Annotated in this window: 8 protein-coding genes; 3 read left to right on the forward strand and 5 right to left on the reverse strand. The window is 67.9% G+C overall.

Annotated features, from left to right (window positions below):
* Window positions 1-47: 47 nt before the first annotated feature.
* The 3 genes from NRF20_RS36880 to NRF20_RS36890 form a co-directional block, all read right to left on the reverse strand.
* Window positions 48-239 (reverse strand): DUF6191 domain-containing protein, encoded by a 192-nt coding sequence (locus NRF20_RS36880; RefSeq protein WP_266363381.1) that lies wholly within the window; start codon window positions 237-239, stop codon window positions 48-50.
* A 140-nt stretch (window positions 240-379) separates the two neighbouring features.
* Window positions 380-871 carry a hypothetical protein gene (locus NRF20_RS36885; RefSeq protein ID WP_398632456.1) on the reverse strand — a complete coding sequence of 164 codons (492 nt, stop codon included), beginning with the start codon at window positions 869-871 and terminating at the stop codon, window positions 380-382.
* A gap of 25 nt (window positions 872-896) precedes the next feature.
* Window positions 897-7,292, reverse strand: coding sequence for an RHS repeat-associated core domain-containing protein (locus NRF20_RS36890; protein ID WP_413753971.1), 6,396 nt, complete (start codon window positions 7,290-7,292; stop codon window positions 897-899).
* A gap of 262 nt (window positions 7,293-7,554) precedes the next feature.
* Between NRF20_RS36890 and NRF20_RS36895 the strand changes: the two genes are divergently transcribed.
* The gene (locus NRF20_RS36895) at window positions 7,555-10,650 is read left to right on the forward strand and encodes a VCBS repeat-containing protein (protein ID WP_413753973.1); all 3,096 of its coding nucleotides are present in this window, start codon (window positions 7,555-7,557) and stop codon (window positions 10,648-10,650) included.
* Between the two features lie 352 nt (window positions 10,651-11,002).
* Window positions 11,003-11,629 (forward strand): PadR family transcriptional regulator, encoded by a 627-nt coding sequence (locus NRF20_RS36900; RefSeq protein WP_114243391.1) that lies wholly within the window; start codon window positions 11,003-11,005, stop codon window positions 11,627-11,629.
* A gap of 68 nt (window positions 11,630-11,697) precedes the next feature.
* Here the strand turns inward: NRF20_RS36900 and NRF20_RS36905 are convergent, their stop codons facing one another.
* Window positions 11,698-12,129, reverse strand: coding sequence for an SRPBCC family protein (locus NRF20_RS36905; protein WP_093893207.1), 432 nt, complete (start codon window positions 12,127-12,129; stop codon window positions 11,698-11,700).
* 61 nt (window positions 12,130-12,190) lie between these two features.
* Window positions 12,191-12,421 carry a hypothetical protein gene (locus tag NRF20_RS36910; RefSeq protein WP_398632459.1) on the reverse strand — a complete coding sequence of 77 codons (231 nt, stop codon included), beginning with the start codon at window positions 12,419-12,421 and terminating at the stop codon, window positions 12,191-12,193.
* 245 nt (window positions 12,422-12,666) lie between these two features.
* Here NRF20_RS36910 and NRF20_RS36915 point away from each other — a divergent pair, with 245 nt between their 5' ends.
* Entirely contained in the window at window positions 12,667-13,236 is a 570-nt protein-coding gene (locus tag NRF20_RS36915) for a Clp protease N-terminal domain-containing protein (RefSeq protein ID WP_413753974.1), read from the forward strand.
* The last annotated feature ends 3 nt before the right edge of the window (window positions 13,237-13,239 follow it).

A 13,239-nucleotide genomic window follows, 5' to 3' on the forward strand; every position in this document is an offset into this window, starting at 1 on the left:
CATTGCCCCAAGGGGCTGAGACCGCATCGTCCCGGTCTTGTAGGAGGTCAGTCGTCCTCGGTGCCCTGCGGTTCCGAGGGGCGTGCCGGGCGAATCAGGACCACACCGCTGCTGAGGTCTATCGGGCCTCTGCCCGGATCGGCGTCCCCGGCCTCCTCGAGGACCAGTTCCTGTCGGCGGCGTTCTTCCTCGGTGTGCCGCCTACTGGGTGTGAAAAGCTGGTCGAAGGAACCGAACATGACCACTCCTTTACCTGCCGGGGCGGTAGTCCGCCGGGTCGTGCGATCGAGGGTTCGGAAAGGGCCCCTGGAGCCCGGGAACGAGCCGGTCTCCAGGGGCCCTGCTGCTTCAACCGGTCGGCTGAAGGACCATCCGCGCGCTACTTGCCTCGGACACCGGCCAGATAGGCGGCGAGTCTCGGCTTCTCGTTCTCGATGCGCTCCAGGATGGCCTCCGCTGTCTCTCGGCGTCGGGTACCCAGTTCGCGGTAGACGAGCCACAGACCGGTGCGTGCGGCTTCCCGGCAGCGGTCACCCAGGTCGGTATGCCCCAGGGCGACCTCGTCCTCGTCGGACTCGCCCATGACGATCTGCTGAAGGAGTTCCAGGGCCAGGTCCCGGGCGTCGGCCGACAGTTCGTCGAGCAGGCCCGCCAGGAGGACGGAGACCGTCGGCAGCGCAGCGCTGTGCAACTGCCCCTGTACCACCACGACATTCTCGAGGTCCCAGTAGGCCGCCATGGCCTCGTCCTCGTCGACGGCCGCGAGCAGGCGGCGCAGTGCGTCGGGCACACTGCTGGACCGGTTGCCGAGCGTGCGGAAATCCTCCCATCGCGTGCGGGCGATCTCCACCTCGGCCAGCTGTCTGCTCACCGGACACCTTTCCTGTTCTCGCGCATCAATTGGACCACGCTCCGCCCTGGTCGTACGTGGCGTCCGGCGGGAATTGGCTCCGCTTGTACCGGGCCTGGCACTTGACGCAAATGGGTATCTCCACCCATTTCTTGGCGCGCCATCCGAACGCCTTGGTGAAGACCACACCGGCGGGCCCTCTGCCCGTTTGCCGCTCCACGTCGCGTTCCGCGCATCCGTCGGGGTTGGAGGAACAGCCGACGAACACCCGACCGGGGTTGCCCGGATCGAAGCCAGCAGTATAGGCGGAGTGCTTTCCCTTATCCTCCTGGCCTTGGAGGTCGCGCGCGTACCGGGCTGCTGAAGCCGGGTCCTCCTGGCCTTCGCTCCACTCGGAGGCCTGCTGCTGGACGGCTTCCTGGGCCTGTTCCTTGCCCTCTGTCTTGGCCTCCTCGGCTGCCTTCTTCACGGCCTTCTGCGCAGGCCGCTTCGCCTGGGAGGGCTTCGGCCTCGGCCTGGGCTGGCTCCTCGGCCTGGGCTTCGGCTTCGGGCGTGCCGCCGCCTTGCGAGCCGCGGCGCGCTTTGCGGCGGCGCGCTTGGCCGCGGCACGCTCTGACCTGATCCGGGCCTGAGCAGCCGCCCGGCGTTGAGCCGCCTTCTTCGCTGCGGCGCGCTTGGCCGCAGCGCGCTTTGCGGCGGCGCGCTTGGCAGCCGCGCGCTTCTTCGCCGCTTCGCGCTCGGCCTTGGCCTTGGCGCGCTTGCGGGCCGCCTCCTGGCGCCGCTTGAGAGCTGCCGCTTCGCGCTTGGCCTTCTCCCTCAGCTTCTTGCGGAGCGCTTCCTGCGCCAGTCGGCGCATGGCGGCCTTGCGGGCCGCGATCTGGGCGGCACGGAGACCAATGATGATCACGATGGGCCAGAAGAGCCCGCCCGGGTCGGAGAAGGTGGCCGGGGCGTTGTTGCTGTACGCGTACGGGTTGATGGTGGCGGGCTGGCTGTAGTCGACCATGGGGTCGATGGAGAGGAACCGGCCGGTGCCGGGGTCGTAGTCGCGGACACCGAGCCGCGTCAGTCCGGTGTCCTCGTCCACGGTGCCGCCGACGAAGCCGCGGGATCCGGGCCAGGTCGTGGGCTGCGTTCCGCGCGCTTCGCCGAAGGGCATGAGCTTGCGCCGGGTGACGTTCATGCCGGTGGCGACCAGGTCGACGGTGGTGTTCGACGAACCGTGATGGTCGGCCAGCATCAGCTGCCGCGCGCCGCCCGTGGCACGGACGGTGGTGGAGCCGTCGGGATGGGCGTAGAACCGCTCAGCCGTCTTGGTGGTGTTATCCGCGCTGACCTTGAGTTCAGCCTCTCCGAGGTACAGCGTCCTACTGCCGTCGGAGTCGGTGCGGATCAGCCGGGAGCCGTCGGCTCCATAAAGGTAGGACGTGGTCTTCGTCCCGCCGCCCTGCACCGGCTCCGACACCGAGCGCAGCTGGCTTTCGACATCCCACTCCAGCGTCTGGGTGGCGCCGTCGTGCTGCCGGGTGGTGGTGTTACCTGCCTTGTCGTAGGTGAAGGCGTTCCGCTGCTCGCCTCCGGGGCCGGTGGACGTGACCTCGGCGAGGGCGTTCGGTCCACCGATGCCGGCCTTGCCGTAGGCGTAGGTCCGGGTGACGTCCTTGGCGGAGTCACCGGTGGGGTCCTTCTCGACGAGCTCGGTGCGGTTTCCGGCCGCGTCGAAGGCGTAGGTCTGCCAGTATGCGTCCGGTCCGCCGACCGTGTCCTTGGACGGTGCGGCCTCACAGGTGTCCTTCGCCGTCCACGCCGACGTCATCTGCCGGAGCTGGTCGTAGACGAAGCACTGCGTGTCGGTCTTACCGCTGTCCGGTGCGGCTTCGCCCGGAGTGTCCTTGATTCCGGTGACGTTCCCGGCGGCGTCGTACGAGTACGTGGTGTCGCTGATCCGGCCCGGGCTCAGGGACCGGTCGAAGATCGACTGGCTCAGGCGACGGGTGAACTCGTCGTACAGGTAGGTCCCGTAGACCTTCTTGCTCGCCGAGCCCGCATCGGTGCGCAGGATCTCACCGAACGCCGAGTACTGGACGTCGTTGACGTACGGGGCCGCACCGCCGATGGAGATCGGCAGGTCGTCCGAGTTGTACCGGAACACCAACGTCTCGTTGACGAGTCCGCCCACGCCCGGCACCTGGGCGGTGGCGAGATTACCGGTGGGGGTGTAGCCGTACTTGTATTCGTAGGTGCCTGCCAGGCCGTTCTCCTCGGCTGGGATGATGGTCCGGGTGGATTTCACCCGGTAGGCGTTGTCGTAGGCCGTGACCTCCTCGCGGTACTGGCGGCCGTTCTCGTAGCGGATCGCTGCCGTCGGCAGACCCTTGGCGAGGGTGTCGTAGGTCCACTCGATCCGCTTGGGGCCGGTGGAACTGTCCTCGCGCAGTGCGGTGGGACGGCCTCCGGCGTCGAGGGTCGTCACCAGCGTGTTGCCGCGCGGGTCGGTGGTCGAGCTGACGGTGTCGGACTTGTCGTAGGTGAGGACGGTCCGACCGCCGTCCGGGTCGGTGGACGCGGTCTGCCGGCCGCGTCCGTCGTACTCGAAGGTGGTGACCGCGCCGCCGGGCGCGGTCACCTTCACGACGTTGTCGAGGTCGTCGTACTCGTAGACGGTGTCCCGCCACGTGGTGCGGGCCTCGTTGGTGTATTCCCGGACCCGCGCGGTGCGGCCCTCGGCGTCGTTGAAGGTGGCGGTGACGGTGTCGCCCTTGGGCGGGACGGCGGTGGAGACGTCACCGTCGCGCTCGGTGGTGGTCCGGAACTTCTCGACACCCCGGTGGTAGGCGATTTCCGCAATGGTTTCGCCCATGCCGTTGAACGTGGTGCGGTTCTGCGAGGGGACCTCGTTGTCGCCGACCTCCAACAGCTTCGGTTCGGGCTCGGCCTCGTGGTAGTAGCCGTCGTTGGACTTCCACTCGCGGCCGGCCGAGTCGTAGAAGGTGTCGTTGACGATGCGGCCGGCCCCGGCCACGGCCTCGTCCTGCGTCTGCCGCTCGCGCAGCAGCCCGTCCATGATCTCGTAGGAGACGGCGTACTCGCCGTTGTCCTTCAGCGACCGGTTGGTGACGACCGTGGGTTTGTCACGGGTAACGCTGTAGTCGTAGGTGGCGGTGGGCGTCTGGGTGGCGGGATCGCGGTCGCTCTCCCAGACCTTCAGCAGCCGGCCCAGTGGGTCGTACTCCATGGTGGCCGACTTGTCGTTCGCGTCGGTCTCCGTGACCGGCAAGCCGCGCACGTCATCGAACTCGGTGGTCTCGGTGTGGCCGAGCGGGTCCGTGGTGACCGTCTTGACCGGACGCGCCCCGGTGGGTGGGGTGTTGACGACGGCCGTCTTGCGGTTCTCGCCGTCCCATGTGGCTGTCTCGCGGCCGTGGATGTCGTACTCGGTCTTCTCGACCGTCAGGTAACCGTCACCCTCGGCGTTGAGTTCCTGCACCTCGGTGGCCAGCCCCTTGACAGGAGCGGCACCGAAGGCGAGATCGTCGTAGAGCGTGCGGGAGTCCTCGACGACCTTGCCGCCGGTGGTGCCGCAGGCGCCCAGGGTGGTCAGCTCGCGGGACTCCGACTCCAGGAGGTGCAACGCCGTGTTGCGGGCGTAGGAGATCTGCGAGCACATCCGCTTGCCGCCGGGCGTCGTCTCGTCCACCTGGTACGGCAGGCCGTAGGTGTCGTACTTGGTCGTCTCAGTGGACGTGCGCCAGGTCTCGCCCTTCACCCGTTCACGGGTCGTGACGGTCTGTGGGCGGGCCATCCACGCTTCGAGCGGGGTGGTGCCCGGCCGGGTACGGCTCGCCGTATTGACCGCCCAGGCTGTGGTCAGGGTCGAGGAATCGACGGCGCCGCCGTCGGATTCGTAGAGGATCTGCTCACGCTGCTGGCCCTGGTAGTGGCCCAGGTCCGGGGTACTGCCGCCCTGGGAGTCGACCACGGAAGCGGTCCGGGTCCCAGTGGGCAGCCTGTCGCCGTGCATGCCGCGGAAGTAGCGGTCCTCGGTCAGCTGCTTTACGTCCGTACCGGAGCCGATGCGCGTGCGGACTCGCTCATACCCTCGGTACTGCGACCAGGTGCGTTCCTTGTTCTCGGTGAACTCCCCGTCGTCGTAAGCCCACGCGGGGGAGCCGAGGAACTCGTACGAGGTGATCTTGTCGGGTGCGTCAGTGACCAGGTCGTCCTCGCGGACCTGAGTGGCGACGTACTTGTGGAACCAGTCCTGGACGGGCTTGAGAGCACCCACGGGCGTCCAGTACTGCGGGTAGCAACGCATTGTGTTGGTCTCGGGCGAGGCCGGCATCCTGCGCGGTTCCAGCGCCTGGCACTCGCGCGGCGAGTAGGTGACGCCGATGCGTCCGCCGGTCTCCGTGTCGATGGCGTGGATACGCAGCCTGGAGTACGGGGGCAGGCCCTCGATCCCGTCGACGCGGTTGTCCATCTGGGTGCCCGCGAAGGAGACCTTCGGCATGGACGCGCTGCCGCCGGCGCCGTAGCCGGTGCGGGTGATGGACTCCAGCCAGAGCGCGGGCGACGAGCCGTCACCGGTGGGCGGGTACTTCTGTTCCAGAGCCCACGCGTCGACGTTCCTCAGCGCGGAACCGGCCAGGATCTGTGTGCCGATCCTGGTGAGGCGCTTGGTGGACCAGAACGTCGGCGAGTACTTGTCGGTGCACTTGGCTCCCGACGCACACTCCTGGTCCAGAGGGGTGTCGGGCCAGTACTTGGCGTTGGCGGCCGTCCGCTTGGACTCGGCACAGTCGAACGTGGAGTCGGGTATGCAGCGCTCGGCGGTGGTGAAGTCGACCCGCCCGGCCGGCAGGCCAGAGAAAAGGGCACTCGCGCGCTGACCGTAGTCGATCCGCGACAGATGTGCGGCACGGGTGTACGCGATCTGCTGGTCGGCCTTCATGTGCTGGCCGTAGTAGTTGGTCTCCTTGTTCCACCACAGCGTCATCGCGTCACCGACGGGGTCCGTGACGTAGTCCAGATTCCACCGATAAGCCTGCGCACAGTCGGAGGCCGCGAAGGTGGCGGCATGGCAGGGATCGTCAGGGTGGTTGCCGAACACCGGAACCGTGAGCGCGGAGTTGGTGCGCTGAGTGGTCGCACCGGGCAGCTTGTTCAGGCCGAAGTGGTACTTCACGCCGTCGGTGCCGGTCAGGATCCAGTACTCACCGTCATGGGCACCGTTGTCCGCGCCGGTCCTGCGCTCCAGGCGGCTGCCGTCGTCGTCGGCTGGACGCCATTCGTCGGTGCCGTCCTTCTTGACCAGCTCCGTGGAATTGCCTCCCAGCGACATCACCACGTGGTCCGAGCCCCAGCATAGGTCGGCACTCTCGCCGCTGTTGTTGGGAGCCTTGTCGTTGACCTTGCCCTTGTCGTCGGCGCAGGACTTGAAGCGGCGCTCGATGAACCCGGGTTCGTAATCCCAGCCTTCGGCGATCCAGGAGGACTGGCTGTTGGTGGAGGCGGTACGGCCATCCACACTCTGCGAGGAGTACGACAGCTCGATCTCGGGCTGCGGGCCGCCGGGAACCTCCGGTGACTCCACGGGGTAGGACCAGGCGAAACCGCCGGAGGAACTACCGGCCATCCACGAACCGGTGGGCGACAGCGAGGTCGCCTCGTGACTGCCGCCGGGGCCGGCCGCGGCAGCGACGGCAGCCAGCACCATCGGCGCTCCGGCCGCGCCGTGCGCGGCCGGGTCGGGCTGCTGGAGGTCGACGGTCGCGCTGACCGTGTGACCGGTCGCGTCGTTGGAGCCGCCCAGCTCTGTCCGGGTGCGGCACTCGGCCTTCTTCGGAGTGGTCAGCGCGCACGCGGGCAGCTGCACCATCCGCAGGCGCGATCCCCAGTCACCGCCGTAGGTGTCCTTGAACGCTGAGTAGTCCAGTTCGACCTCGACCGCTCCCGACGCGGGCGGGGCGGTTTCGGTCTTCGTCGAAGCGGCGGTGAACAGCACGCCGTCGACACCCGCCGCGCGGGCGGTGGCCTGATTCTTGACCGCGACCTCGGCCGCCGCACCCGAGGGCGCGGGATCCTCGGCGACAGGGGCGGTGGTACGGGCGGACCTGGCCTTCTTGGCGGAGACCTTCAGCAGCCTCACCGGCAGGTCGGCGAAGGCCGGAGCCTGCGAACCGAGGGTGCCGTGAGGAGATGTACCAGCTGAAGCTGCCGGTTTCCTGCTCCTGCTGTCGGACACCTGGACTGTGAAGTCACCAGCAGGGAGCCTGCCCGTGGACGGCGCCCAGTCCTTCGCGGCGTCGTTCTTGACAGCCGGCCGCTTGGCCTTGAAGTCACGCCCGGCGACCGAGCGCTCGCGCTCCAGGTCGGCCAGCCGTACCTTGCCCACGCCGGCCGCCGCCGGATCGTCGGGCACGAATGTGATCAACAGCGCCATGAAGACAACGAATGACACGGATCTGTGCCAGTGTCCCAAGTGGCGCAAATGTCTCAGTAGTTGACGCAATCTTATTCCCCACCCTACGCAACCGAACGTATGAACGGGGTGACATTAAGCGGGTGCTAAAGTCTACGGCAAGTCAAGGTCCCACCATTAAGTGGCAATCGCGCGGTCAAGGTTACGCAAAAAGCTCGCACCTCAGACGTGTACTGTTCGCCAAAAACACTCGCAAACAGACAGGTCCTGGGGGGCTTTGCGTATGCCACACATATCCACATGGAGATGGAGACCGGCGCGAAGGCTGACGCGCACGGCACTCGCGGCCGCGATAGTCGGCGGTTCACTGGGGCTCGTCCCCGTCGGCCAGGCCGCAGCGCACGAAAGCCGGACCGCCGAGACGTCCGTCAGTGCGGAGGAGGCGGCGTTCGCAGCCGCCGAACGCACGGGTGAGCCGACCGAGTTGTTGTCCGAACGCTCGGAAACCAGCGAGACCCACGCCCTGCCCAACGGGAACCTGCGCCGTACGCAGCACACCGTCCCGGTCCGGGTCAGGCGCGAAGGGTCCTGGACCCCGATCGACACCACACTCGCCGAAGTCGTGGGACGTATCGCCCCCAAGGCGGCCGCCGGGAACATGACGTTCTCCGCAGGTGGCAGCGCCCCGCTGGTCACCATCTCCGACCAGGGCCGCACTCTCTCGATGAGCTGGCCGAAGCCCCTGCCCACCCCTGTGCTGGAGGGCTCCACCGCCACGTACCCGGAAGTCATGCCGGGTGTCGACCTGGCGGTCGCCGCGGGTGTCGACGGCTTCAGCCAGGCCCTGATCGTCAAGACTGCCGAGGCCGCGGGCAATCCCGAACTCACCGAGGTCAACTACGGACTGAAGGCCGACGGCCTCACCCTGAAGCAGGACGCCGACGCGGGCACGCTCACGGCCGTGAACCCGGCCGGTCAGACGGTGTTCTCGACCTCCACCGCCCGGATGTGGGACTCCTCCGGCGCCGAAGCCGAGGCCGCTCCCACCGTGTCCGGCTCCGCGAGCCGCACCGCGGCCCCCGCGCGCGCCGAGACCCCGACCGACCTGACGCCGGGCACCCGCAGCAGCACCGTTGATGTCGAGGTCTCGCCGGGCCGGCTGACCCTGAGGCCCGACCAGGAGCTGCTCGGCTCACCGGAGACGACGTACCCGGTCTACATCGACCCTCGGGTGACCGGCACTCGTCAGGCATGGACCATCGCGTACAAACCGCATCCGAACGACAGTTACTGGAACGGCACCGGCTGGAACGGGGGCACCATCAGCGAGGCCCGGGTCGGCTACGAGTCGTCCACCAACGGCACCGCCCGCTCGTACTTCCGTGTCGACTCCAAGTTCCTCGCCGGCGTGAAGGTCGTGGACGCGCAGTTCCAGATCACCGAGACGCACGCGTGGTCCTGCACGCCCAAGCCCGTTGAGCTCTACCTGACGGGCGGCATCAGCTCGGCGACCACCTGGAGCAACCAGCCCGCCCAGTCCACTCGCCAGGACATCCGCAACTACGCCCACGGCAACGAGAGTGTCGGCTGTGCCGACAAGCCCGTCGACTTCATCGCCAAGGACGCGGCCGTCAAGGCCGCAGCGGCCAAATGGAGCAACATCACCTTCGGCCTGCGTGCCCCGCAGAGTGCGGAGGACGCCAAGGACGTCTACAGCTGGAAGAAGTTCAAGCCCGACGCCAAGCTGATCGTCGAGTTCAACCGTCCGCCGAAGGCGCCATGGGCGCTGGACACCTCGCCGAGCACCAAGGTCGGTACGAACGAGTGCGGCAACGGCAGCACCTACGTGACCGTCGGCAACACCGATGTCACCCTGACCGCGCAGGTCTGGGATCCGGACGGTGGTGACGTCAACGTCCAGTTCCATCTGTGGGCGACCGGCAAGCACGACGTGGACCCCGGGATCATCCTCGACAAGAAGGTCCGCAAGACGGTGCTGGCGAGCGACCCCAAGGGCGTACAGGCCAGGATCACCGTCAGCAAGGCTCTGCTGGACCAGTACAAGACCGCGAGCAACGGCCAGTTCTCCTGGAAGGCGCAGGTCGAGGACGTGGGCGACGCTGCCTTCGCCTCCGACTGGACGCCGACGAAGGGCGCGAACGGCTGCCGCTTCGGGTTCGACCCCACGGCTCCTTCAGTGATGCCGACCGTGACGTCCGTCGGGGATGTGTTCCCGGAGGGAACCGAGGGCGCGCTGGCGCGTACGGAAGGCGAGTTCGTCTTCGGAGCCGGCGGCGAGAACGACATCGTCGAGTACAAGTGGGGACTGGACAGCGCCCCTCCGAACAACTCCGTCAAGCCGGCTGTGGCGGGTGGTGACGCGTCGGCCAAGCTGACCCCGCTCACCCCCGGCCCGCACACTCTGTACCTCCAGGCCTTCGACGCCGGCAAGAACGCCGGTCCGGTCTACCCGTACAAGTTCTACGCGAAGAGCCCGGGCGTCGTGGACAAGCCCGGGGACGTGAACGGCGACGGTCTGCCCGACATGTTCGCAGCTGACGGGAACAGCAGACTGCGGCTCTATGGCGGCACCGGCAACGGTGTCGTGGCGACCATGATCGAGCAGGGGTCGGCCACTGGATGGGGCGGTGCGTTGCTGACTCACCGCGGCGACTGGACCGAGGACTTCTACGAGGACCTGGTCGCCCGTAGGTCCGACGGCAAGCTCTGGCTCTACCCCAACAACGGGCTGGGCGAGTTCACCGACGACACCAGGCAGGAGATCTACTTCTTCGCGGACCCGGAGACCGACCTGGCCCTCGATCCCGGCACCATCACGCAGATCGTGTCCCTCGGTGACGTGTCCACGGGCGAAGAGTCCTCCAACCCCGACTTCGTCGCGGTCATCGGGGACCAGTTGTGGTTCTTGCCCGGATACACCGGTGGAACCATCCAGCCCGGATATCCGATCGGCTCTGCGGGCTGGGGCCGCATGCAGTTGGCGTCACCGGGTGACGTCGACGGTGACGGTCACGTCGACCTCGTCGCCCGTGACACCACCAACGGCGCGGTGTGGCTCTACCACGGCAAGAGCAACGGCGACACGGATGGCGACGGCATTCCCGACGGCGGTACCGACCCGGCCTCGCTGGGTGCAGGCGCCAACCGGACTTCGTACGCCACCGGCTGGACCACCACAGCCCGGCCCCTGATCACTGCCAGCGGTGACTCCGACAGCGACGGCGTCCCCGACCTGTGGACCACCACCGCCAACACCACGGCGGGTCTGGAATTCGTTCCAGGCCGCAAGAGTGGGCTCGTCGGCACTCCGGTGGTCGTCGGCACGGGCGGATGGCAACCGATAACGGCCATCTCGTAAGGGAAGCCCAGCAACAATCCGGTGCGTGCGGCGCGAGCCGTCCGGCCGGAATGAGAGGCGGCACCACCGGTTCGTCCGGGGTGCCGCCTTCTGGCCGTCACGGTGTCGCGTGAGGAACGGTGCGACGCGTCGTCGATCGGGCAAGAAGGGCAGCAAGCTGCATGTGCTGTCCGAGGCCCAGGGCCTCCCGTCAACCTTCGCTTTTTATTAGGCGTACTACTCCGCCGAGCACATCAACTGGCTTCGCGGCCGGAACCTCTCACCCAAAGGCCAACCAAGGTGTTTGTCAAGCGACCGGTTCCGATATATCGTTGACGCATCGCGACAGATCAACGATGGAAGGAGCGTAGCGATGCGTTCACATGGACACGAGCATGAGCACGGACACGGACATGGGCACTGCGGGCCCGGTCATCAAGGTCGGGGCGACTTCGAGGGGCGACGAGCGGCCTTCGGGCAGTTCGGTCCGCCGTTCGGTGGCGGTCCCTTCGGGGGTGGCCCCTTCGGTGGCGGACGCGGCCGAGGTGGTGGCCGGGGGAGGGCGCGCCGCGGTGACGTACGTGCGTCGATCCTGGCGCTGCTGAAGGACCGGCCGATGCACGGGTACGAGATGATCCAGGAGATCGGTGAGCGCAGCGGCGGGGCCTGGCGGCCCAGTCCGGGCTCGGTCTATCCGACCCTCCAACTGCTGGAGGACGAGGGCCTGATCGTCAGCGCGAGCGAGGGCGGCAAGAAGCTGTTCACGCTCACCGACACCGGTCGCACCGAGGCGGAGTCGGGTCCCGACGCGCCCTGGGAGGAAGCCGGGCGCGGTGTCGACTGGGAGAGCGTCAACGAGATCCGGCAGGCCGGTTTCGGCCTGATGGAGGCGTTCGGTCAGGTCTGGAAGACCGGCTCGGCCGATCAGCGTCAGAAGGCGCTCACGGTCATCAATGACGCGCGTAAGAAGCTCTATCTGATCCTCGCCGACGAGCACTGAGTCTGTGGGCAGGGCGCCGAGGGCCTCGCGGTCGAGCCGCGAGGCCCTTCCCGTCGCTCCGGTGGCGGTCAGGCGGCGACGAGCCCTCCCAGTTTGCGCAGCGACTCGACGAGCGCGGCGGTTGCCGAGTCCTTGAGCTTTCCGGCCATCAGGGAGACTGCGGCGCCGGTGAACTCCCCGTCGATGCGTACCGTGGTCGCGTCCCCGTCGGGGGTCAGTGAGTAGCGCATGGCCAGGTTGACGCCCATTGGCCCCTTGCCCTTGGTGGCCAGCAGGCGCGCGGTCTCCAGCTCCGCCACCGTCCAGGTCACCTCGGCGGGGAAGCCCATGAGCTTCATGTTCTCCTCGTAGGTGGCCGCGAGTTCGAGCGTTGTCGGGCCGCCCTTGGGGAAACTGGTGTGGGTGGCGTTCCACTGGCCGTACGCGGTGAAGTCCGTCAGCTGGGCCCAGACCTTCTCGGCCGGTGCTTCGATGCGTGCTTCTGCACTGACTTCGGCCATGCGACCACCCCTTCTCGGCGGGTTACGGTGTCGCGGAACGTAGTCGCAGTGACGTGAACATTCAATACTGATGAACTGTCAGATCCGCGCGGTCCGTTCCCTCCGTTCCCTCCCCTCCTGCCCGCCAGATCAGTGCGGCATCGAATCGGTCGGAGGCGCGCGGGTGCGGGCCGTCGTCATGGCAGTGGAACGCGGCCCAGAAGAGGTCGGCGCGCAGGGCGTGCGCCGGTGCGTGGATCCGGTATACGTACTCCCGTCCGTCAAGCGCCGGTAGGGCGACCAGCCAGGACACGTCCGCGGACTCCCTTCCGGCTGTCGTATGGGTGGTGCGGCCTGTGGGACGTACGAGGGAGGCTCGGGGTTGCGCCGGGGTGCGGTGCAAGGCGGCGCGCGCCGTTTTCCCGGATCGGGTCCGGGAATGGCGAGATCTCATCCGTAAGGAGGAGGAACTGCTCTGGTGTGCCCAACTTGCGTGGGATGCCAAAATGGGCCCCTCCGGCGATGCTTCGGCGCGGTGGGACTGATGGGGTAAGAGGTGTGCAAAACCGGACGCCGCGGATCCCTCAGCAGCTCGCACCGAACCGTGCTGAGTTCGACGCCAGACTCACTGTGGAGCTGGCCGCCGTGGTGACGGGTGCCCGAAGGCGCGCACTGCGCGACGGCGACCGGCAGATCGACACCGCGCATCTGCTGCATTCCCTCATCGAATCGGACCCCGAGGTGCGGGCGGCCTTCGAGGGCGGACCCCAACTGGCCAAGGTGCTCGGATATCTCGTCCAGCGCAGTATCGGATACGGGCTCCGCTGGCAGGGTGCGGTGGAGGACTCCGGTGCTGTCCCGGTCGTCGAGGACCCGGATTCCACGGTGCGGGACACGGGGGTGGAGGGCTGGTCGCCCTCGGCCGCTTCGGCGATGGCCGAAGCTCATGAGCGGGCGGAGCTGCGCGGCGACGCGCGGGCCGGAGGGCTGGATCTGCTGGTGGCGCTGGCCTCGGACCACGAGTGCCGGGCCGTCGAGGTGCTGCAGCGGGCCGGCGTCGACGCGGAGCAGCTTGCGGCCCGGGTCGTGGAGGCGTCCGGCCAGGGGTGGCGGGGAGCCGGGGGCTGACGG

The organism is Streptomyces sp. R-74717 (assembly GCF_047305335.1).
In the GTDB taxonomy this organism is placed as follows: domain Bacteria; phylum Actinomycetota; class Actinomycetes; order Streptomycetales; family Streptomycetaceae; genus Streptomyces; species Streptomyces atratus.

What these genes read in the sequence shown, in the direction of transcription:
- NRF20_RS36880 (WP_266363381.1), bottom strand. Translation starts at nt 239, where the DNA reads ATGTTCGGTTCCTTCGACCAGCTTTTCACACCCAGTAGGCGGCACACC.
- NRF20_RS36890 (WP_413753971.1), bottom strand. Translation starts at nt 7,292, where the DNA reads ATGGCGCTGTTGATCACATTCGTGCCCGACGATCCGGCGGCGGCCGGC.
- NRF20_RS36895 (WP_413753973.1), top strand. Translation starts at nt 7,555, where the DNA reads ATGCCACACATATCCACATGGAGATGGAGACCGGCGCGAAGGCTGACG.
- NRF20_RS36900 (WP_114243391.1), top strand. Translation starts at nt 11,003, where the DNA reads ATGCGTTCACATGGACACGAGCATGAGCACGGACACGGACATGGGCAC.
- NRF20_RS36905 (WP_093893207.1), bottom strand. Translation starts at nt 12,129, where the DNA reads ATGGCCGAAGTCAGTGCAGAAGCACGCATCGAAGCACCGGCCGAGAAG.